Here is a 21746-nt window from a genome sequence, read left to right on the forward strand (position 1 = left end):
ACATGGCATCGATCGATATCCAGAACGTCAAAAAAGCCTATGGCCACGTGCAGGTGCTGCACGACATCGACCTCAGGATCAAGGATGGCGAATTCGTCGTTCTCGTCGGCCCGTCCGGCTGCGGCAAGTCAACGCTGCTGAGAATGATCGCCGGTCTGGAAGACATTAGCGGCGGCGAGATCCGCATTGCGGACAACCGTGTCAACGAGCTGCATCCGAAAGACCGCGACATCGCCATGGTGTTCCAGTCCTATGCGCTCTATCCGCACATGAATGTCGCCGGCAATATGAGCTACAGCCTCAAGCTCAGGAAGATTGCCAAGGACAAGATCGGAAAAGCCGTCGCAGCAGCAGCGTCGAAACTCGGGCTTGATCCGCTGCTCGATCGCCGTCCGAAGGCGCTTTCCGGTGGCCAGCGCCAGCGCGTCGCCATGGGCCGCGCCATCGTGCGCCAGCCGAAGGCCTTCCTCTTCGACGAGCCGCTTTCCAACCTCGACGCGCGCCTGCGCGAACAGATGCGGGCTGAAATCAAGAAACTGCATGGTGACCTGAAGGCGACATCGATCTATGTGACGCACGATCAGATCGAGGCGATGACGCTGGCGGACCGGATTGTTGCCATGCATGGCGGGGTGGTTCAGCAGGTCGGCAGCCCACTCGAGCTCTACGATCGCCCTGCCAATCTCTTCGTGGCCGGCTTTATCGGCTCTCCGGGGATGAACTTCCTCGACGCGACCTATGAAACAGGCGGTCTGCAGCTGAAGGACGGGACCATCGTTCCGCTTTCGGCAGCACCGCACCTGCCGGCTGGGGCCAAGGTGACACTCGGAATCCGACCGGAGCATGTGCTCTTTTCGACGGACGGCTCCGGCATCAGTGCCGACGTGGAGCTTATCGAGCCGACGGGCTTCGGCATCATCCTCCATCTTTCGCTGCACGGCCTGCCGTTCAAGGTCTTCACGCTCAATCGCGACGTGCTGAAGGCGGGGCCGAAAGTGAATGCAATATTTCCGCCGCAGCATCTGCATGTTTTCGACGGCGATGGAAAACGGGCGGGATAGGCGCATCTTAAATGGCTGCAAATTGCCGCATTGAGCTTTCGCAGCGAACGTCGTAGGGATCGTCTGCAAAGGGGATGAAGACGATCACGGGGAAAAAGCACTTCGGCGCAACGCAGTGGATGGTGCGCATCATATGCGCCCTGGCGCTGGTGCTTGTCGGCTTCGCCCATCAGACGCCGATTGCCGATGCGGATGAGTTCGCCCCCGCGACGCTCGCGCAATACCAGTTGCCGGATGGCACATTGCCGGTCTTGTGCGTCACCGATAAAGGCACCGACGGCAAGGAACACAGCAAGACTCATGCGCCGGGTTGCGAAGCATGCCGGATCGCCGCGGCGGCCTTGCTTCCCGCCCCGCCGACGGACGTCTGCGAGCATCTTGCTGCTGTGGATCAGGATGTGCTCCCGCCCAGAGCCGAAGCTTTCCATCGCCAGCTCTATCCGCCGAACACCGGCCCTCGCGCTCCACCCGTCCTGCAGATCGTCGCCTGAACCTGTGTTGCGGCGCGAGCCGTGATGCTTGTCATCAACGGCGGCGGGAGATGCACGACACTTGATCGTGCCGGCTGCGGGCGGACTGCTTCCATGCTGATCGTCGCTGCGTAAAACGGGCCGCCTCGGCATCCCGCACGCGCAGCACATCCGCATAAGGCCGCGACCGAAACGGCCGCTCCTCCCGCAGTCATGATCTTCCGAGCCGCCAGCCAATCTCCAGAGGATTTTCCATGTCTGCTTTCATTGCCGCTGAGCCTGCGGCCGCAACCTCCAACAACATATCGCTCTACCGCGCGATCTGGCGCTGGCATTTCTTCGCCGGGCTGCTCGTTATCCCCTTCATGCTCAATCTGGCGGTCACCGGATCGCTCTATTTGTTTAAGGATCAGATCGCCGATACCTTCTACGCCCACCGCAATATTGTCGCGGACGCCGGATCGATGCTGACGCCGCAGCAGATCGTCGATGCCGCCGTTGCCGCAATCCCGGGCTCCAAGGCGGCCTCCTATCGCGAGGCACCGACAGGCAATCGCTCCGCAGTCGTCACCGTATCGAAGGACGGCCAATCGACGATCGTCTACGTCAATCCGCATAGCGGCGAGATACTCGGTTCGGTCGGCGCGAAGCAGGAATTCAGTTGGGTCGTCAAACGCATCCACAGCCTGCAATATTTCGGAGATTGGGCCAACCGCATTGTCGAGATCGTCGGCGGCTTCGCGCTCGTACTCGTCGTCACCGGCATTTATCTCTGGTGGCCGCGGCAACAGAGTGGCGGCGTCCTCAGCGTCCGCGGTACGCCCTCACGCCGGGTTTTCTGGCGAGATCTGCACGCGGTCACGGGCGCCATTGCCGGCATCGTCATCTTCTTCCTCGCCTTCAGCGGCATGCCCTGGTCCGGCTACTGGGGCGCCAACGTCAATGCCTGGCTGACGGCCCATGATCTTGGCACGCCGGCTGCGCTTTGGGACAATGTGCCGAAATCTACGAAGGTGACGCAGGATATCGTCAGCCGACCCGGCTGGATCGTCGAAAACGCGCCCGTTCCGTTGTCCGACAGCGCCGCCGCACAAGCCGCAATGCCGATCGATCTCAACAAGGCCGTCGAGATCATGCATGGGTTAGGTATGGTGCCAGGTTCGGACCTTGCAATCCCTGCCGATGAAACCGGCGTTTACACTGCCAGCCATTATGGAGGCGATCTCGGCGAAGAGCGCACCGTTCACATCGACCAATATTCCGGCAAGCCACTCGTCGATCTCTCCTTCGGCCAGTATCCGGCATTCGGTCAGGCAATCGAATGGGGCATCAACGTCCATCAGGGCCAGGAATGGGGCTTGTTCAACCAACTCCTGATGCTCATCACCTGCCTGGCGATCGTCCTTTCCTGTGTGACGGCTGTCGTTATGTGGTGGAAGCGCCGGCCGGCGGGACGTTTCGGCGTACCGCCGATGCCGCCGCAGAAGTCCGTCTATATCGGCCTGTGGCTGATCGTGATCGTCTTCGGCGCCGCGTTCCCGCTGACCGGCCTCGCCGTCATCGTCATGCTGCTCTTCGACCAGATCGTGGTGCGCTTCGTGCCGCCACTCCGGCGCTTCTTCTCCTGAGTGTTTCGCCGACGCTGAGACAAGAAATTTCGAAAGAAAGGGATCAGCGCCGACATGGGCGCTGGCCTCGCGTTTTTAGGGAAGAACCACTTCCGCATCGTTTACTGAACGTTCGAACTCTGCTCGGCAGGAGCGCTGCGGCCATAGACCGTAAACCGCTCATCCTTCGCAATAGGATGATAGTCCGCAAGCAGCGCTGCAAAACGTGGTTGACCAAGGACGTGATCGGTCCAAAGCGGCTCATCCTGCTGGACGACGATCAGATCATAGTTGTGGCTGGCGAACTCGGCATATTTGGCGTCCAGATAAGCATCCGACTGTTTCTGGAGGCGGGTCGCATCCGCCACGTCGCCTTTCGCCGACGCTTCCTTGGCTAGAACGAACGCAAGAGCGCCGAACCAGTCGCCGTTATTCGCAGATAAGAAACGCGCTCCGACCATCCTGGAGAGTGGATGGGCGGCGGCGATGTCGCTGCCGATGACGCCGAGTGTCGGCTCTTCCTTCGACGCTGCTTTGACTGCAGCAACGAAAGCGGCCGCAGGCTTCTGCGTCGGCAAGAAGGGCAGCCATGCGAAGGCGACGACAACGACGCAAAGGGTGGCACGCCCAAGCGTTTCACGGCTGTAACGCCAGGCGGAAGACGCTGCTATCCTGCAAAGCACAGCAACAAAAGCCAGCGAGATCGCGGCAAAAGCATGATAGGGCCAGCCCTTACCCTGATAAATCAACGGCGCGACGGCAGCGAGTGAAGCGAGTAACGTGACGGCGCAAAGCGGTGTCACCGCGGCTTTGGGTGCAATCATTCGGAAGAGAAGTACAATCAGCAGGTAAATCGGCCCATAACTTACCGCGACCCTGAAAGGATCGCCCGTATTCATGTAGACATCCACGACCTGCGGCAGGAGGTCCCGCATAAATTCGGGAGTAAGCAAAAAGACGAGCGCGACATAGACGACACCGATAGTGCCGATGATGCAATTCTCGGGCGCAAGGAGTAACCACAGGTTTCGCCGCCGCCAGGCCACATAGAGCGCAGGCACAATGTAAGCGACGACATAGTAGGCCTTCACCAGAACAAGAACGCTGCCGCAGAGACCGGCGCCGACAATCAGGGCGATACCGGGCGCCGTACGGCGTGCGGTATCGGCGCGCAGGGCCATGAGCGTTAGCAGCGGCAGAAACAGCACTGTGCCGACATGATCTCGCTCGGTGAAGGCATTGCCGGGAAAAATCATGAAGAGCGCTACGAATAGCGGTAATAGTCGAAGCAAAGCATGATTTTCGGCAAAGCCCGCCCGGCGGACGATCATGGCTGATAAACCCAGGCCCACGATCACTGCGAGGCATGTGTAGAGATACATGCCTATTTCCGGAGCAATCCCGGCCCACCTCGACAGCATGATCGCCGGCAGGAAAAGCCAGATGGAAAACGGCGGGTTGTTGTCGATCACATCGACATAGAGCCGCTCTCCATTGAGTACCCGCTCGGCCTCCGTAATGAGCCAACTGGTATCGACGATGGTTCCCCATCTCTGCTGCCACAGCGCCGCAACCACGAAGACCACGGCACTCTGGATCAGAGCGATCCAAAGCACCGACGATGTTGCCGACCTAACTCCGGACGTGTCAGCCGCGCTACTCATTCGGCTGCTCCCGTCGCCCCGATCCACCATCAGTCATGTAGAATGTACCAATCATCCAAAGTTTCGGCGCGACCATAGCGCGAACTTGCTAAATTGGGCGTTAAGGCGGGGCATGCCGGCAGGTGCTGTCGATTGATTGCGCGGCTTGAAAACTGAAATCTCAGCGCGAGCAGGCGAGCGGATCCGGTGCTACCAGACGAATGGGATGAGCCGATATCGCACGCGGGCCGCATAGGCTTGATAGCCGCTCAGTTCCGCGCTCAAAGCGCGCTCCTCATGCACCGCACGCCAGGCGATCCCAAGAATGAATACCAAGGAGAGTACGAGTCCGATCCAGGAGCCGAGCAATAGGGGAACACCAAGAAGGAAAAACAACGCGCTCGCATACATCGGATGGCGGACGATCGCATAGGGACCGGTGTCGATCACCTCCTGGTCCTGTTGGATCTTCACGACGGGCGCCGCGAAGGTATTTTCGCGAAACGTCCACCAGACACCGAGCATGTAGATCACCATGCCAAGGCCCCCGAGCACCTGAAGCAATGGCGGCATCGCTCGGAAACCGGTACGGGCCGCATCCCAGCTCATAAACCCTATCCAAGCAAAGAAGACCAAGATGAAAATCGTCAGCCAGACGCGATCCCATGGCTTTTGATCGCGTTGCAGCGGTAAAGCCATACGCTCACGCAGCAGGCGCGGACTGTGCTTCGACAACCAAAGAGTCATCGCTAAGCCGCCGAGTGTGAAGATGATGATCAAAGCCCAGCCGCCCGGAAAGGCCAATGTGCCCGCCGGCCACAGGATCAGGACGGCCATGAAAACCGACCAGGCGAGCAGTTGGATCAAGTAGGCCGCCACGGCACACTCCTAAAGGTTCCGATCATATCCGGGCCGTACGGGTTCGCGCTTGCGATTTTCTGCCCATTTTGCGCTGCTTGACCGAGGAATAAAATCCATTTCACGTTGATATTGCTCCTCGCGAAATCCCATCACGCCCTTCTTGCCGCACCCGCGACCCCGATGCGGCCGCGAAACCCCAATTCCCGGATATGCGCTTGTCAGCCCCCGCCTCGAATGTCATTGGTCGAACAACCAGCTCATTCACACGCAGTTCTGCACATGAAACTCGATGCAATCGATTTGCGCATATTGGATGCCATTCAACGTGATGGCCGTATCACCAAACTCGCGCTCGCCGAAAAGGTGGGACTTTCGCCTACTCCATGCTGGCTTCGTCTACGGAAACTCGAAAAGGCCGGGATCATTACCGGCTATCATGCTCATCTGTCGCCACGCCGGCTCGCGCCGGTTGCAAGCGTCATGGTCGAACTTACGCTTGCCAATCATCGCCAGAGCGACTTCGAGCGCTTCGAACGGGCAATCTCCTCCATTCCCGAGATCGTCGCCTGCTGGTCGGTCGGCGGCGGCGTCGATTACATTCTAAAAATCATGACGCCGAATATCGACGCTTACCAGCGCCTGATCGACGGCCTTCTGGATCGCGACCTCGGGATCGAGCGTTATTTTACCTATATCGTAACGAAGACCGTGAAGGAGGAGACCGTGCTTCCGATCGCCAATCTCCTTTCCGCGGAACCGCAGGGCAACGAATAGAGACTCTCTCTACGGCCGCCTTTTTCTTTAGGCCCTTTCTCTCTTTCAGCGGTGACCAATGGACAATGTCTCGCGGTGTTCCGTGAGAATATTGCGGCACCTGGAAAAAAGAGGTTTGCCGATGACTGCAGTGCGCGCCCGACCCGCCTATCATGAAGCCCTGTCACGACTGAACGACCGGCATCTGCTGCGGGATCTCGCCTACGTCGGCGGTCGCTGGGTCGCCGCAAAGAACGGCGCGAGCTTCAACGTCGCCGATCCCGCCTCCGCCACCACGCTCGCCTGGGTTTCGAGCCTCGGCAGGGATGAGACGTTCGAGGCGATCGACGCGGCGGCGAATGCCTTTTCAGCCTGGCGCTCGCTCCTGCCGCAGCAGCGCGCATCGATCCTGCGCAGGTGGTATGAGCTGATGCTTGCCGCGAAGGAGGATCTGGCGCTGATCATGACGCTGGAACAGGGCAAGCCGCTTAGCGAATCCCGCGGCGAGATCGATTATGCAGCAGGCTTCATCGAATGGTATGCGGAGGAAGCCAAGCGGATCAATGCCGAAAGCGTCACCAGCCATCTGCCCGACACCGAAATGATCCTGCGCAGGGAGGCTTTGGGTGTCGCCGGGATCGTCACGCCTTGGAACTTTCCCTCCGCCATGCTCACCCGCAAGGCGGCCGCAGCCCTTGCCGCTGAATGCACCGTGGTTGCCCATCCATCGTCCGAGACGCCTTTGTCCGCGCTTGCCCTTGCCGAACTCGGAGAGCGCGCCGGCCTTCCTGCCGGCGTATTCAACGTGGTCACCGGCGATGCTGCGACGATCGTCGGCGCTCTCTGCGAAGATGCCCGGGTGCGGGCCTTGAGTTTTACCGGCTCGACCGGCATCGGCAGACTGATTGCCGGCCAATGCGCCCCGACCATGAAACGGCTGGTGATGGAGCTCGGCGGCCATGCGCCGCTGATCATCTTTGACGACGCCGACCTCGATCGCGCCGTTGATATCGCGATCAACGCCAAATTTGCAACGTCCGGCCAGGATTGCCTGGCCGCCAACCGCATCTTCGTGCAGCGTTCGATCATGGAGCCCTTCGTTGCAGCCTTTGCCAAGCGGATAGCGGCTCTCAAGGTCGGCGATGGACTGACGGAGGGCGTCGATATTGGTCCGCTGATGCATGAGCGGGCTCTGGCGAAAGTCGAGGAACATGTGGCCGATGCGCTGAAACGCGGCGCGAAACTAGCCGTCGGCGGGAAGCGCCACGCGGCAGGGCCACTCTTCTTCGAACCGACGCTGCTCATCGATCCATCCCCCGATGCACTGATCATGCATGAAGAGACATTCGGACCGGTCGCCGCGGTGACTTCATTCAATAGCGAGGCCGAGGTCATCGCTCGCGCCAACGATACCGAATATGGCCTCGTCGCCTATGTCGTGACGCAAAACGGCGCACGCCAGATGCGCCTCGGCCGGGCCCTGGACTACGGCATGGTGGCGATCAATCGCGTCAAGATCACCGGCGGACCTGTTCCCTTCGGCGGGTGGAAGCAATCCGGTCTTGGCCGGGAAGGCTCGCGTCATGGCATCGAGGCTTTCACCGAGCTCAAATATCTCTGCATCGACACGGCTGCCTGACCCGCCACAAACTTTCAGCAAAGGAAAATATCATGTTGGACAAGCGGAACGAACTGAACGCGTGGGACAGGGATCACTTCTTTCATCCCTCGACCCATATGGGGATGCATGCACGCGGCGAAACACCGACCCGCGTCATCGGCGGCGGCGAAGGCGTCTATATCACCGACACCAACGGCAAGAAGAGCCTCGATGCCTTTGCCGGCCTCTACTGCGTCAATGTCGGTTACGGCCGCGAGAAAATCGCCGACGCCATCGCCGAGCAGGCAAAGAACCTCGCCTATTATCACGCCTATGTCGGACATGGCACGGAAGCATCGATCACCCTTTCCAAGATGATCATCGATCGGGCGCCCGAGGGCATGAGCCGCGTCTATTTCGGCCTCTCCGGCTCGGACGCCAACGAGACGAACATCAAGCTCATCTGGTATTACAACAACATCCTCGGTCGGCCGGAAAAGAAGAAGATCATTTCGCGCTGGCGCGGCTATCATGGATCAGGGGTCATTAGCGGTAGCCTTACCGGCCTCGAACTTTTCCATAAGGCCTTCGACCTGCCGCGCGCGCCGATCCTTCATACGGAAGCCCCCTATTTCTTCCGCCGCCCGGATCGGTCGATGGATGAGGAACAATTCGCCCAATATTGTGCCGACAAGCTGGAGAAGATGATCCTCGCCGAAGGTCCTGAAACGGTCGCCGCCTTCATCGGCGAGCCAATCCTCGGCACCGGCGGCATTGTTCCGCCACCCAAGACCTATTGGCAGAAGATCCAGGCCGTGCTCGACAAGTATGACGTCCTGCTCGTCGCCGACGAGGTCGTCAGCGGTTTTGGTCGGCTCGGAACCATGTTCGGCTCGGACCATTACGGCATGAAGCCGGATCTGATCACCATCGCCAAAGGTCTGACTTCGGCCTATGCGCCGCTCTCCGGGAGCATCGTCTCCGACAAGATGTGGCGGGTGCTTGTTCAGGGATCCGATCAGCTCGGCGTCATCGGCCATGGCTGGACCTATTCCGCCCACCCGATCTGTGCGGCTGCCGGCATCGCCAATCTCGAATTGATCGATGAACTCGGCATCGTCGAAAACGCCGGTTCGACCGGTGCCTACTTCCGGTCGGAGCTTGCGAAGGCCGTCGGCGATCACAAGCATGTCGGCGAGGTCCGTGGCGACGGGCTCATGGCCGCGGTCGAATTCGTCGAAGACAAAGATGACCGCAAGTTTTTCGATCCGGGAAAGAAGATCGGGCCGCAAGTGGCGTCGGCTCTGCTCGAGCGCGGCGTGATCGGCCGCGCCATGCCGCAGGGAGATATCCTCGGCTTTGCGCCACCCTTGTGCCTGACGCGTGACGAAGCCGATATCATCGTCAAGGTCGCCGCGGACGCGATCGGAAGCGTCTTTTCAAATCTCTGACCCACGGTCCGCTGAACGTCGCTCAGTCCGTTGTTAACAATGGACTGAGCATGTCGGCTTGGTCATCGCCATGCCGCATTGAATGGTGTACATGGATATTCCGCAATTGTACCGGATCAATCCATGCTTCGTCATGATTCAAAAGACCAGCACAATAGTGTCTGGAAACCCGTCCTTCAGCACCGCAAGGGCGTGACCAAACATAAGCTGCTCACCGATAAGATCATTTCCGATATCGATGAGGGCATTCTGCCGGTGCACACGCGGATGCCGACCCATCGCGATTTGGCCCATGCGCTGGGGATTTCAGTGCAGACCGTCAGCATTAGCTACAAGGAGGCCGAGCGGCGCGGCTACTTGCGCGGTGAAGTGGGTCGCGGCACCTTCGTGCGCAGCCGCGTCACCGAGCGTGCCGATAGTTTCATGCTCGACCGCGATCCAAGCGGCAGCGCCGACCTTTCCATCATTCGGGCCGTCTATACCGAAGCGCATGAGCGATCGGCGCGGGAGCTGATGCAGGCTCTCGCCGGAAGTGACAACAGCAGTTTCATGCGGCCATGCCGTCCGATCGCCGGCCTCGATGCGCATCGCGCCGCGGCGCAGTCCTGGCTGGCGCGCCTGTCCGTCAATGCCGATCCCGATCGCATCCTGATCACGAACGGAGCCGCTCATGGCCTTTTCCTGGCCGTGGCCTCGGTGGTCCGGCCCGGCGAGGTCGTCTTGACCGAAAACCTGACCGATCATGGCATTATCGGCCTTGCAAACGTGCTGGGCTTCACGTTGCGCGGTCTTCCGACCGATCGTGAAGGCATCTTGCCTGGAGCTTTCGAGACCGCCTGCGCAGTCGGCGATGTGTCGGCCCTGGTCATCGTTCCATCGCTCGGCAATCCCACGAGCCATGTCATGGGCGCGACGCGGCGCCATGCCATTGCCGATATTGCGCGCCGGCACGGCGTCTTCATCATCGAGGATGAAGTCTATAAGCCGATGCTGCGGGATCCCCTTCCTTCCATGCCGGACCTGCTGCCCGAACTCGGCTTCTTCGTCACCAGCTTTACGAAATCGGTGATGACGGGCTTGCGCATCGGCTATCTCGTCGTTCCGGCGAACTACTCCATCCGGGTTGCATCGATCCTCCGCGTCACCGGATGGAGCGCCACCAATGTCGTGGCGGAAATGGCCTCGCGTTGGGTTCTGGATGGTACCGCTGATGCGCTGATTGCCGTTCAGAGGAGCGAGGCACAGGCGAGGCAGGCGATCGTAACCGAGGTGATGGGTCCCTTCGTTGCCGGCAGCCATCCTCTCTCGCTGTGCGCATGGCTTTCGGTGCCCGAGCGCTGGACGGAGGAGGGACTTGTTCGCGTTCTCGCTCGCAAGGGTGTCGCGGTCACGCCGTCCGATCCGTTCATCGCAGGCGTGGAACGGCCGGTCGGGGGAATTCGCATCTGCCTTGGCGGTCGCCTGTCACATTCGGCGCTCCGGTCCGCGTTGGAAACGGTCCGCGGCGCCTTCGAACAATTGCCACCGATTTTCGACGTCGGATCGATCGCTTAAAGCAAAACGGGTGCCGGAATTAGTTGGCATTGCGGCTCCGTTCAGTCACAGGACCGAACGCAGAAACTCCTTGGTGCGGTCTTCCTTCGGGGTGCTGAAAATCTGTTCGGGCTTGCCTTCTTCGCAAATGCGGCCCTTGTCGAAGAAGCAGACGCGATCGGATACCTCGCGGGCAAACCGCATTTCATGGGTCACCAGCAACATCGTCAAGTCGTGCTCATGGGCGAGATCGCGGATGACGCCGAGCACTTCGCCGACGAGTTGCGGATCGAGCGCAGAGGTCGGCTCGTCGAACAACAGGACCCGCGGGCGCATGGCAAGGGCGCGGGCTATTGCGACGCGCTGCTGCTGACCACCGGAAAGCTGGCTCGGATATTGATCTTTTTTCTCTGAAAGACCGACCATCCGCAGCAGGTCGATTGCGCGAACCTCTGCTTCCGCTCGCCCCAGTCCAAGCACGCGTGTCGGGGCCTCTACGATGTTGCGCAGCACGGTCATGTGCGGAAACAGATTGAAGCTCTGGAACACCATGCCGACATGCGTGCGAATCTGGCGCAGATGCGCCTCGCTGGCGCGGAATCGTCCCCTGCCGTTTTCCTGATGATAAGACATGCCGGCAAGCTGCAACGTACCTTCCTGGAAGGGTTCGAGCGTCATCAGAATGCGCAGCACCGTCGATTTTCCCGACCCGGACGGTCCGATCAACGTCACCTTCTCGCCGGGTGCGACATCGAAACTGAAGTCATCGAGCACGGTGAAATTGCCATAGCGCTTGGTGACGTCGTGAAAGCGGATCAGGGGTTCGGTCATCTCAAAGCAATTCCGTTTTTCGGCAGCGTCTTTTCGAGCCAATGAATGGCCGCCGAGCAGACGAGCGTGAGGATGAGAAAGATCAGGCCGACGAGCGACAGCGGCACCAGATATTCGAATGTCCGATCGCCGATGAGGTTGGCCAGATTCAGCATGTCGACCACGGTTACGACAGACAGAACCGGCGTCTCCTTGAGCATGGAGACGAGATAATTGCCCATCGCCGGGATGATGCGGGGGATCGCCTGCGGGATGATGATGTCCCAATAGGTGAGGCTGCGCCCCAGATTAAGCGCCGTCGCTGCTTCCCATTGGCCACGCGCCACGGCATCCAGGCCGCCGCGATAGACCTCCGACGTATAGGCGGAATATTGCAGGCCGAGCGCCAGCGCTCCCGTCAGAAAGGCCGGCAGGACGATGCCGTAGATCGGCAGCACGTAATAGAGGAAGAAGAGCTGGACGAGCAGCGGCGTGTCGCGCAGGAACTCGATAACGAAGGCCGTCGGCCAGGAGACCGCCACGAAGCGGCTACGCCGCAACAATGCGAACACCAGGCCAAGAACCAGGGCGATCGCAAATCCAGCCGCCGCCGCCTCCAGCGTCACGATCAATCCGATGCCAAGGATCGGCAGGATCGACAGCGCGAACGAGAGCGTCGACGAAGTATCCCATGTAAAGCCATACATCATGCCGGCGCCCTCCCCGGAAAGGCTGCGCCCCGGCGAAGGACCCTCTCAAGCCAACGCATAAAGACGACGAGGATAAGCGCCATGATGAAATATCCGATGAGCGTCAGCGAATAGATCGTGACGCTGTCCAAGGTGATGTTGCGCAGTTGCTGCGCGTGAAAGGTCAGATCGCTGATCGAGATCAGCGACACTAGCGCCGTATCCTTCAGATTCTGGACGGCGAGATTGCCGAAGGGCGGCATCATCTCCACGACAGCCTGAGGCAGCACGATATGAAAGAGCGTCTGCCCCTGCCCGAAGTTCAGGGCGCGTGCCGCCTCGTGCTGCGTATCGGGAACCGACTGCAGCGCGCCGCGCACCACCTCGGCGCCGTAAGCACCGATGTTCAGCGCCAGCCCAGCGATACCCGTCGTGATGGGATCGAAAGAGATTCCGATCAGCGGCAGCGCGTAATAGAGCCAGAAAAGTTGCACCAGAAGCGAAGTGCCCCGGAATATTTCTATGTAAACGAGCGCAATCCAGGAGAGCAGCCGCCCACCGGCGAACCGCGCAAGCCCGGCCGCGAAAGCAAAAATTGCGCCGAGCAGCATCGATGCGACGGCGATGATCGCCGTCACCTCTGCGCCCTTCAGCAGCGCCGGAAGATAATTGGTCCAGCTCATGTCCGGGTCACCTCCGTCCGCAAGATGCAAGGGGCTGATCGGCCCGATCCTTGCCCGCAGGCAAAGAGCAAGCCGATCCGGCTATCACCAGCCTCACTTGCCCGCGCACAGGTCTTCCGTGTTCTTGGTCCGTGCGGCCTCGACACTTTCGGCGCTAAGCCCATAAGACATCAGGATTTTCTTATAGTCATCCGTCTTCTTGAAGGCGGTGAGCGCGGTATTGAACGCCTGGTAGAGATCCTTGTCCTCAGGCCGGAAATCGAAACCGCCATAGCTTCGGACAGACTTGCCTTGGATGACCGGATCGGTGAAGGGGGCTGCCTGCTCGACATTCGTGCCGCCTTGGACCAGCTTGGCGACGGTCAGTTCCGTTGCCGCATAGGCATCGGCACGGCCGGTCTGGATGGTCGAGAGCGCATCGGCATTGGCTTGGATCATGACGATCTGAGAGTCCGGAATGCCAAGGCCATGGAAGAAGTCGAGCTGATCGGCGCCCGATACGATCGCGACCTTGAGAGACGGATCCTTCTTTATGTCCTCATAGGAATGCAGCTTCTTCGGATTGCCCTTCGGCACCAGCAGGCCTTCGCCGTAACTGGAATTCGGCGTGGTGAATTGCACCTGCTTGCAGCGCTCGGGTAGAATGTTCTGCTCGGCGGCCACAAAATCGAAGCGCTTGGCCTTCAGACCCGGGATCAACGAGCCGAACGGCGTAACCGTCCAATCGATTTCCTTTACGCCCATCGACTTCACGACGGCGGCGGCGACATCCGGACCGATACCCTTGGCCGCTCCGCTCTCGTCCATGTAGCTGTACGGAACTTCGTTGGCGCTGGCGCCGCGGATATAGCCATCATTTTTGATCTGGTCGAGGTCGGTGGCGTGCGCGGAGACGGCGAGGCCGAGCGTCAGACCCATGGCGGTAAGGCTGTGATAGAAATTCAGTCTCATGGTTCACTCCTCTGTGGTTGGATACCGTCATCGGCTGTCCGGTTTTCCGGATCTTCGCCGTAACGAGGGTTCAATCCGCGCCGCGCTGCCGCGACGCGGCAATTCAGGTACCGTCCGTCAGCGTTGCAACGACGGCCAGGCAATCTCCGGTCTTGATGAGGCCGGGGAAATGACGGGCGGCAAGAACGCCAGCGAGCGCCGCCCGATAGTCAAACGGCACGGACCCGGTGCGGCCGATCGGATGCACACGGGCGATGATCTCTCCCGCTGCAACCATGTCGCCAAGATCCTTCACCGGTTCGAAAAGGCCGTCCGCTTCGGCAAAGACGAAGCAATCGGAGGACGGCATATCGAGCCACTGCGTTGCTTGCGTCTCCGGCGCGCCGGCAACGATACCGGCCTGTTTCAAGATGTTCAGAACGCCGCGCTTGGCAATGGAAGCCGTACGCGCCGATATGGTTCCGCCACCCGCAAGCTCAGTTGTCACAAAAACCTTGCCCATGTCCTCGGCAGTCGTGTCGTACATGCCGACCGCATCGATCTCGATCATCCGCATGGAATAGGGCGCGGAAAACGCGGCGACCAAATCGAAACAGGCCTTTTCCTGCCCCTTGTCCGGCAGCGCATGGGCTGCGGCATAGGGCAGAAAATCGAGCGTCCGGCCGCCGGAATGGAAATCGAGCAAGATGTCCGCCAGCGGCAGCAGGTATCGGGTAAAATAATCGGCGATCTTTTCCGTCACGCTACCGTCGGGTCGACCGGGGAAACTCCGATTGAGATTGCCCTTGTCGATCGGAGACGTGCGGGTGCCGGCCTGAAAAGCGGGATAGTTCATCGCTGGGACGATGATCACCCTCCCCTTGATGTCTTCCGCCTTCAGCGTCCGGGCGAGATCGAAGAGCGCGACCGGACCTTCATACTCATCGCCATGGTTGGCGCCGGTCAAAAGCGCTGTCGGGCCATCACCGTTCTTGACGACGCAGATCGGGATCATGATCGAGCCCCAGGCGGAATCGTCCCGCGACCAGGGCAGGCGCAGGTGACCATGTTGGACGCCATCCCGATCGAAATTGACGGTCGGGGTTACGGGTGATGGGCGTGTGATCATCGTCATGCTGTTCATGCTGAAAGATCACTTCACGACGAGTTTGCGGGGTACGTTGGACAGGCACTCGACTCCGGTCTCGGTGATCACGATGCTTTCGGTGATCTCCATGCCCATGTCTTCCAGCCATAGCCCCGTCATGAAATGGAAAGTCATGCCGGGCTGCAGCTCGGTGCGATCGCCGGGGCGCAGGCTCATGGTCCGCTCGCCCCAGTCCGGCGGATAGGACAGGCCGATCGGATAGCCGGTGCGGTTGTCCTTCACGATCCCGTATTTCTTCAACACCGCGAAGAAGGCATTGGCGATGTTCTCGCAGGCGTTGCCGGGTTTTGCGGCAGCAAGACCGGCCTCCATGCCTTCGAGCGTCGCTTTCTCAGCATCCAGGAAGGCTTGGGTTGGCTTGCCGAGAAAGACGGTTCGCGACAGCGGGCAATGATAGCGGCGATAGCAGCCGGCGATCTCGAAGAAGGTGCCCTCGCCGCTCTTCATCGGCTTGTCGTCCCAGGTCAGATGTGGTGCGGAGGCATCGGCACCTGACGGCAGCAGCGGCACGATCGCGGCATAGTCGCCACCGAAGCCGTCTACGCCACGAATGCCGGCGTCATAAATTTCTGCAACGAGATCGGATTTTCGAATGCCTGGCTCGACCTTTTCGACGATCCGCTTGTGCATGGCTTCGACGATGCGGCCGGCCTTGCGCATATAATCGAGCTCCGTCGGGCTCTTGACGGCGCGCTGCCAGTTCACGAGCCCCTGAGCATCCTTGAAGCGGGCATTCGGCAAATGCTTGACCAAAGAGGCGTAGGCCGCGGCGGTGAACCAGTAATTGTCCATTTCGACCGCGATCGAGGCATTCGCCCAGCCGCGCTGCTCGATGATTTCAGACAACAGATCCATTGGATGGCGCTCGGTCGACTGCACGTAGTAGTCGGGATAGCCGATGATGTTGTCGTGGCTGAGATAGGCGGTGCGCTTGGCGCCGTTGGCATCCTGGCCGCGTCCATACCAGATCGGCTCGCCGGAACCGGGTACCAAGACGCATTGATGCACATAGAAGGACCAGCCGTCATAGCCCGTCAGCCAATGCATGTTGGACGGATCGGTCACGATGACGAGATCGACGCCCGCCTTTTCCATGGCGCGCCGTGTCTTGGCGAGCCTGGCGGCATATTCTGAGCGGGTGAAATTAAGGGTCGGTTCGCTCACGCTGGATCTCCTGATGCTTTTGTCGTTTCAATGGCTTGTCCCGCACCGGCAAGGACGGCGCGACGGTGGGCAAGCGTGGCAATGGCCGTGTCCTGCACGCCGGTGCCGGTCAGATCGCAAAGGGTTATCGCCTGGTTTGACTGGCGGCCGGCCGCCTGACCACAGATGATGGCGCCCAGTTCGGGGAAGGCCGCATCTTCTCTGACCAGCCCTGCAGCGATGGCATGATGCAGTTCACCGAGGCGGCGGGTCTGCTTCAGGCTGTCAGCGACATAGGGTTCTGCGCGCAGGATCGCCGCCGGATCAATCTCATTCTTGTGCTCGGCATCCGAACCCATGGCGGTGATATGCTGGCCAGGCTCCAGCCATGAAGCGTGGAGGATCGGCCTGTCCGAAGGCGTCGTGGTAACGATGATATCGGCGCCGCGGCAGGCCTGTTCGGCCTCCGTCTCGGCCGAAACCGGAAAACCGAGCTCGGCGGTGAGCTCATTGGCAATTCGTTCGGCCTTTTCTGCATCGCGCGCCCAAATACGGGCAGCCTCGATCGGCCGGACCAAAGTCAATGCGCGGAGCTGCAACCGCGCCTGCATACCGGCGCCGAGGATTGCCGCGATCCGGGCATCCGGGCGGGCCAGATGCCCTGCAGCAACCGCGCCTGCGGCCGCCGTGCGCACATCCGTCAAATAGCCGTTGTCCAGCAGAAGCGCCTCGACCAGTCCGGTGTGCGCCGACAGCAGCATCATTAACCCGTTCGTGCTGGGCAGGCCGAGCGATGGATTGTTGAAAAAGCCCGGGCTTACCTTGATCGCAAAGCTGTCGAGATCGGGCACATAGGCGGTCTTGACGTCGACTTCACCGCGATGGGCGGGAATATCCAGCCGCATGATCGGCGGCATCTCCACAGCCTTGGTGGCCAAGGCTGCGAAGGCCTGCTCAACACAATCCACCGCATCGGCATCAAGCTGCACAATTTTGCGCAAATCGGTTTCCGTTAGCACAAGCACGCGCGCCATCACGCCACTCCCGATTTGATGTCATTGACGATTTGGCGATGGACCGCCGGATCGATGTTGCCACCGGAGACGACAATCGCCGTCGGGCCGTCTGGTTTGATCTTGCCGGCAAGCAGCGCCGCGATGCCGACCGCACCCGCACCTTCGACGATCTCGCCTTCGACCACCGCGGCATGGCGGATGCCTGCCGCTATCTCGTCCTCGCTCAGCAGGATCACCTCGTCGAGAAGGTCGCGGCACATGGCAAACGTGAGCTGATTGTCGAGCCCGATGCCGCCGCCGAGCGAATCTGCCAGGGTTTCGACCTCCTGGACTTCGAGCGGCGCACCGGCGGCAAGGCTCGCCGCCATCGCCGCTCCCCGCTCCATCGATAAGCCAACCACCCTCGCCTGCGGTCGCCTGCCCTTGATCGCAGCAGCAACGCCGGATGCAAGCCCGCCGCCCGACAGGGGCACGAGCACAAGCGCTACGTCCGGCAGGTCCTCTGCAATCTCGAGACCAATGGTTCCCTGACCGGCGATCACGCCGGCATCATCGAAAGGCGGCACGAAGCTCATGCCCTCTTCCCTTACCAGGCGCTCGACCTCGCGCATGGCGTCATCCTGTGAGCGGCCGACGATGCGGACTTCGGCACCAAGGCTGCCGATCGCCTCGACTTTGTTGGCCGGAACGAGCGCCGACAGGCAAATGGTCGCCCGCGCGCCTAATGTTCTGGCGGCATGGGCGACTGCTCTGCCGTGATTGCCTGTCGAGGCCGTCGCCAATCCGCGCGAGTGCGCCTCATCGCCGAGGCAGAGGATTGCGTTGGTGGCTCCGCGCAGCTTGAAACTGCCGGTCTTCTGGTGATTTTCGAGCTTGAGGAATACAGGCGCGCCGAATTGGTGGGAAAGCGCCTGCGAGCGCGTCAAGGGCGTGCGGACAACGTGTCCGGCGATACGCCGCCGTGCCTCTTCGATATCGGGCAACGTCACCATCGCGGTCATCGCGCGGTCCGTCGCTCTGAAAATGCCGTGACAAATCTCAGCACGATCACATATCTCTTTCGCAGCCGATGTTCATGACATCAGCGTGAAAGAGACAATAGACCATGTCAATCTTATTATTGTTTCAGTACAATATTCGACACCACGTAGCGTCTGTTCGGACACTGTGTGGCGTTTGCTCGGAACGCGAATAGATATCTTATCCGCGTTCCGAGCCTCAAAATCCGCCGTGAGGTAGGTTCGCTCCCTCACGCGGCCTGAACGACTGCGTTCAGCGGGATTTCGACATCAATTTCCAACGTCGAGACGTGCTCGTTGCAATCCATCTTGACTTGCACCTTGTCGCCGTCGAGCTGCACATGCTTTGCAATCACGCCGAGGATTTCCTCTCGCAGCAGCGATACCAAGTCAGACCCTGCCGATAAACGTTCGTGGGCGAGAAGAACCTGCAGGCGTTCCCGCGCCGCCGGCGCGGTTCTTTGTTTGCCGAAAAGACGAAAAATGTTCATGCCGCCCTCCGTCCGAATATCTTGCCGAAAATGTTCCGCTTTTCGCCGGGAATCGTGATCGGCAGAACTTCGCCGGTGAGCCGGCGAGCGGCATCGAAGTAAGCCATTGCAGGTGCGCTGCGGCTATCGGCCAGCGTGACGGGAGCGCCGATGTTGGAGGCGCGCAGAACATCCATGCTTTCCGGAACGATGCCGAGGAGCGGAATGGAGAGGATCTCCAGAACGTCGTCGACCTTGAGCATGTCGCCGCGCTCGGCGCGGGTGGCATCGTAGCGGGTCAGGAGCAGATGCTTCTCGATCCGTTCGCCACGCTCGGCCTTAGCCGTCTTGGCGTCCAGCAGGCCGATGATGCGATCCGAGTCGCGCACGGACGAGACTTCCGGATTGGTGACGACCACCGCCGTATCCGCATGGCGCATGGCAAGAGTAGCGCCGCGCTCGATCCCGGCGGGGCTGTCGCAGATGATCCAATCGAAGTGTTGCTTCAATTCGTTTATGACCCGCTCGACACCTTCCGCCGTCAAGTTGTCCTTGTCGCGCGTTTGCGACGCTGGCAGCAAGAACAGCGTATCCAGCCTCTTGTCGCGGATCAGCGCCTGCGGGAGCTTGGCATCACCATGTATGACATTGATCAGATCATAGACGACCCTTCGCTCCGCCCCCATGACAAGGTCGAGATTCCGCAGCCCGACGTCGAAATCGACGACCACGACTTTATCATTTCTTTGCGCCAGAGCCGCTCCAAGCGCGGCGGTCGAGGTCGTCTTGCCAACCCCGCCCTTGCCTGACGTGACTACGATGACTTTCCCCATCTTGCTCTCCTCTGTCGTGGCCGCTGCCGGCTCAGATAAGTTTCTCTGCCATGATCGCATCGCCTTCGAGCCAGAGCTGAACAGCCTGTCCGCGAAGGTTGGGGGCCATGTCTTCCGCCATTTTGTAGATGCCGTCGATCGCCACCAGTTCGGCCTCGAGCTTTCGGCAGAAGATGCGCGCCGATGCGTTACCAATCGATCCTGCCATGGCTCTTCCGCGCAAACTGCCGTAGATATGCACCGATCCTCCGGCGATAATCTCCGCACCCGACGCGACCGATCCGATAACGGTGACATCGCCTTCAGGGAAAATCACCGATTGACCCGAGCGCACCGGCTCCCTGATGACGATGGACTGCGTCGCCGGCCTGACCTCGGGAGCCGCCGGTCTGCTGCGCACTTCGACGACCGGCTCCTTCGCAGGAACCTCGTTTACCGGAACCTCGATATCGGAAACGGGTCGACCGCCTTTGAGCGCAGGAGGCATGCCTTGCCCCAGAATTGAAGGGCGCGCCCCCTCGATGCCCATGATGCTGACATTGCGCTGGCCAAGTTCCCCGAGCAACTCTTTCAACTGCGACCGGTCGATCGGCAGATCCGTCAGGTCCAGCACGACCGGCCGCCCCAAAAAGAAGCCCGCCGAACGCGCGGCGAGATCATCCAGCCTGATCAACCATTCATCGATGGGAAGATCCGGAGAAAGCATGACCGCCAGGAAGGAGCGGCCTTTGATGCGGATCGAGCGAGCGTCTGTTAGCACTTTGGTCATCTGTGTAAATATTTCGTTGACCAAACCTATCGCTGTCATGGTTAACAAAAAGTTAACGCGGCCGCGACAGCACCCTCTATTGCATTGATCTGCTGCCCTTTTTTGGAAAAGAGATCGAGCTGACCCTACCCCGAGCCTTAAAGGCATCGGGATTCGGCACGCACGAGGCGAGAAGCTCGATAATGACTCTCAAATCTCGATTGCTGAGTCGGATTTTAGATCAGTGAGTCGATAGCGAAGCCGGCTTTCCGAAGAGGAAACCCTGCACGTGAGTCGCACCCGAGTCGCGAGCAGCATCCAGGTGTTCCTTCTTTTCGATGCCCTCGGCAACGATGATCGGCGCGACGCAGGACGCAAATCCGACAAGATAATGCAGGCTGCTCTCCCCCTTTTGCGAGGTCAGCACATTCCGCACCAACGAAGCGTCGATCTTGATGATGTCAGCCGGGACCGTCAGCAGTCGCGCAGGCGTGGCCATACCCGCTCCGAAATTGTCGATGGCCACCCGGCAGCCAAGCGCACGAACGGCCGCCAGCCTGCTGACGCCCTCACCTACCAGAGGGTAGGTCTCTGTAATTTCAAGGACAAGACGCTGGGCAAGTTCCGGATGGCGCTCGATCTGCCGAAAAATCTGCTTCCAATGATCCGGTGCGGCGAGATTCGCCGCCGAAATGTTGCATCCGAGGACAATATTTGGGTCCTTGGCCAAATGCGAGAGGACGAGATCCAGCATGCGCACGTCGAGATCGAAGGAAGCCATGGAGGATTCCAGGTAAGGTGCAAATGCGCTTGCGCTGTGAACAACGCCGCGAGCATCCAAAATCCGTGCAAAGCACTCCCAGTAGAGCACCTTTTCCGGACCATCAATTTGGCTGACCTTTTGTGCGGCGAAACTCAGTCCGCGATCGGAAACAGCCTTGGACATAGTGAGAAACACCTCCGGCGATGCTATTCTCAGTCGTTGTTTTCGACTGTGGGCAGGACCGCCAAGCCGCTAATACGCACGTCCTGACACGAAAACCTACAACCGACCGGCGCTGTCGGATCTAGTGAATTTCGTATGTTAGTAACTTATAAGTACATCGGCACGGCTAATTGTGTCAAATCCTCAATCAATGCGAGCTTTTATGCAACCCTCCTTTTGCATCGGAAGGCGGCGCCAGTCTCTTGTCCACAAACAATCCGTCACCAAAGGCTTACACGCTTCAGCCTTCCAAGGCAGAGGATGCCGCAAACA

The 21746-nt window shown here is 60.0% G+C and carries 21 protein-coding genes; 7 read left to right on the forward strand and 14 right to left on the reverse strand.

The genetic code is table 11. From position 1 onward, the window contains the following. Positions 1 to 2 precede the first annotated feature (2 nt). From QDY28_RS19690 to QDY28_RS19700, 3 genes are all read left to right on the forward strand, one after another. Entirely contained in the window at positions 3 to 1061 is a 1059-nt protein-coding gene (locus QDY28_RS19690; protein WP_331383339.1) for an ABC transporter ATP-binding protein, read from the forward strand. A 74-nt stretch (positions 1062 to 1135) separates the two neighbouring features. Next, complete coding sequence (locus tag QDY28_RS19695) at positions 1136 to 1552, forward strand: hypothetical protein (protein ID WP_331383340.1); 417 nt, start codon at positions 1136 to 1138, stop codon at positions 1550 to 1552. Positions 1553 to 1785: 233 nt separating this feature from the next. Then, positions 1786 to 3159 carry a PepSY-associated TM helix domain-containing protein gene (locus QDY28_RS19700; RefSeq protein ID WP_331383341.1) on the forward strand — a complete coding sequence of 458 codons (1374 nt, stop codon included), beginning with the start codon at positions 1786 to 1788 and terminating at the stop codon, positions 3157 to 3159. Between the two features lie 101 nt (positions 3160 to 3260). Here QDY28_RS19700 and QDY28_RS19705 read toward each other — a convergent pair whose 3' ends face one another. After that, positions 3261 to 4802 carry a hypothetical protein gene (locus tag QDY28_RS19705; RefSeq protein ID WP_331383342.1) on the reverse strand — a complete coding sequence of 514 codons (1542 nt, stop codon included), beginning with the start codon at positions 4800 to 4802 and terminating at the stop codon, positions 3261 to 3263. A gap of 189 nt (positions 4803 to 4991) precedes the next feature. Next, positions 4992 to 5660 carry a methyltransferase family protein gene (locus tag QDY28_RS19710; protein ID WP_331383343.1) on the reverse strand — a complete coding sequence of 223 codons (669 nt, stop codon included), beginning with the start codon at positions 5658 to 5660 and terminating at the stop codon, positions 4992 to 4994. A 261-nt stretch (positions 5661 to 5921) separates the two neighbouring features. Between QDY28_RS19710 and QDY28_RS19715 the strand changes: the two genes are divergently transcribed. The 4 genes from QDY28_RS19715 to ehuR all read left to right on the forward strand — a co-directional run bounded on the left by QDY28_RS19715 (position 5922) and on the right by ehuR (position 11000). After that, a complete protein-coding gene (locus tag QDY28_RS19715; RefSeq protein WP_331383344.1) occupies positions 5922 to 6416 on the forward strand; it encodes an Lrp/AsnC family transcriptional regulator in 495 nt (164 codons plus the stop codon). 121 nt (positions 6417 to 6537) lie between these two features. After that, the gene (locus QDY28_RS19720; protein ID WP_331383345.1) at positions 6538 to 8034 is read left to right on the forward strand and encodes an NAD-dependent succinate-semialdehyde dehydrogenase; all 1497 of its coding nucleotides are present in this window, start codon (positions 6538 to 6540) and stop codon (positions 8032 to 8034) included. 32 nt (positions 8035 to 8066) lie between these two features. After that, positions 8067 to 9446, forward strand: coding sequence for an aspartate aminotransferase family protein (locus QDY28_RS19725; protein ID WP_331383346.1), 1380 nt, complete (start codon positions 8067 to 8069; stop codon positions 9444 to 9446). A gap of 123 nt (positions 9447 to 9569) precedes the next feature. Beyond that, positions 9570 to 11000: a MocR-like ectoine utilization transcription factor EhuR gene (ehuR, locus tag QDY28_RS19730; protein WP_331383347.1), complete on the forward strand. Its 1431-nt coding sequence runs from the start codon at positions 9570 to 9572 to the stop codon at positions 10998 to 11000. Positions 11001 to 11045: 45 nt separating this feature from the next. Here the strand turns inward: ehuR and ehuA are convergent, their stop codons facing one another. From ehuA to QDY28_RS19790, 12 genes are all read right to left on the reverse strand, one after another. Beyond that, positions 11046 to 11810, reverse strand: coding sequence for an ectoine/hydroxyectoine ABC transporter ATP-binding protein EhuA (gene ehuA, locus QDY28_RS19735; protein ID WP_331383348.1), 765 nt, complete (start codon positions 11808 to 11810; stop codon positions 11046 to 11048). Then, positions 11807 to 12499, reverse strand: coding sequence for an ectoine/hydroxyectoine ABC transporter permease subunit EhuD (ehuD, locus tag QDY28_RS19740; protein ID WP_331383349.1), 693 nt, complete (start codon positions 12497 to 12499; stop codon positions 11807 to 11809). The genes ehuA and ehuD overlap by 4 nt, the downstream gene beginning before the upstream one ends. Then, a complete protein-coding gene (gene ehuC, locus QDY28_RS19745; RefSeq protein ID WP_331383350.1) occupies positions 12496 to 13161 on the reverse strand; it encodes an ectoine/hydroxyectoine ABC transporter permease subunit EhuC in 666 nt (221 codons plus the stop codon). The genes ehuD and ehuC overlap by 4 nt, the downstream gene beginning before the upstream one ends. A 93-nt stretch (positions 13162 to 13254) precedes the next feature. Then, positions 13255 to 14112, reverse strand: a complete 858-nt coding sequence (ehuB, locus tag QDY28_RS19750) for an ectoine/hydroxyectoine ABC transporter substrate-binding protein EhuB (RefSeq protein ID WP_331383351.1) — start codon at positions 14110 to 14112, stop codon at positions 13255 to 13257. Positions 14113 to 14215: 103 nt separating this feature from the next. Next, positions 14216 to 15235 (reverse strand): N(2)-acetyl-L-2,4-diaminobutanoate deacetylase DoeB, encoded by a 1020-nt coding sequence (doeB, locus tag QDY28_RS19755; RefSeq protein ID WP_331383352.1) that lies wholly within the window; start codon positions 15233 to 15235, stop codon positions 14216 to 14218. A gap of 9 nt (positions 15236 to 15244) precedes the next feature. Then, a complete protein-coding gene (doeA, locus tag QDY28_RS19760; RefSeq protein ID WP_331383353.1) occupies positions 15245 to 16423 on the reverse strand; it encodes an ectoine hydrolase DoeA in 1179 nt (392 codons plus the stop codon). After that, positions 16420 to 17436 carry an ectoine utilization protein EutC gene (gene eutC / locus QDY28_RS19765; RefSeq protein WP_331383354.1) on the reverse strand — a complete coding sequence of 339 codons (1017 nt, stop codon included), beginning with the start codon at positions 17434 to 17436 and terminating at the stop codon, positions 16420 to 16422. Before eutC ends, doeA begins: the two co-directional genes overlap by 4 nt. Beyond that, positions 17436 to 18419 (reverse strand): hydroxyectoine utilization dehydratase EutB, encoded by a 984-nt coding sequence (eutB, locus tag QDY28_RS19770; protein WP_331383355.1) that lies wholly within the window; start codon positions 18417 to 18419, stop codon positions 17436 to 17438. The genes eutC and eutB overlap by 1 nt, the downstream gene beginning before the upstream one ends. 248 nt (positions 18420 to 18667) lie before the next feature. Beyond that, on the reverse strand, positions 18668 to 18928 hold the full coding sequence (minE, locus tag QDY28_RS19775; protein WP_331383356.1) for a cell division topological specificity factor MinE: 261 nt from the start codon (positions 18926 to 18928) through the stop codon (positions 18668 to 18670). Then, positions 18925 to 19740 carry a septum site-determining protein MinD gene (gene minD, locus QDY28_RS19780; protein WP_331383357.1) on the reverse strand — a complete coding sequence of 272 codons (816 nt, stop codon included), beginning with the start codon at positions 19738 to 19740 and terminating at the stop codon, positions 18925 to 18927. Before minD ends, minE begins: the two co-directional genes overlap by 4 nt. 31 nt (positions 19741 to 19771) lie before the next feature. Continuing rightward, positions 19772 to 20509 (reverse strand): septum site-determining protein MinC, encoded by a 738-nt coding sequence (minC, locus tag QDY28_RS19785; protein WP_331383358.1) that lies wholly within the window; start codon positions 20507 to 20509, stop codon positions 19772 to 19774. 220 nt (positions 20510 to 20729) lie between these two features. Continuing rightward, the gene (locus tag QDY28_RS19790) at positions 20730 to 21434 is read right to left on the reverse strand and encodes an EAL domain-containing protein (protein WP_331383359.1); all 705 of its coding nucleotides are present in this window, start codon (positions 21432 to 21434) and stop codon (positions 20730 to 20732) included. Positions 21435 to 21746: the final 312 nt, after the last annotated feature.

Source organism: Rhizobium sp. BR 362 (assembly GCF_036528765.1).
GTDB lineage: Bacteria > Pseudomonadota > Alphaproteobacteria > Rhizobiales > Rhizobiaceae > Rhizobium.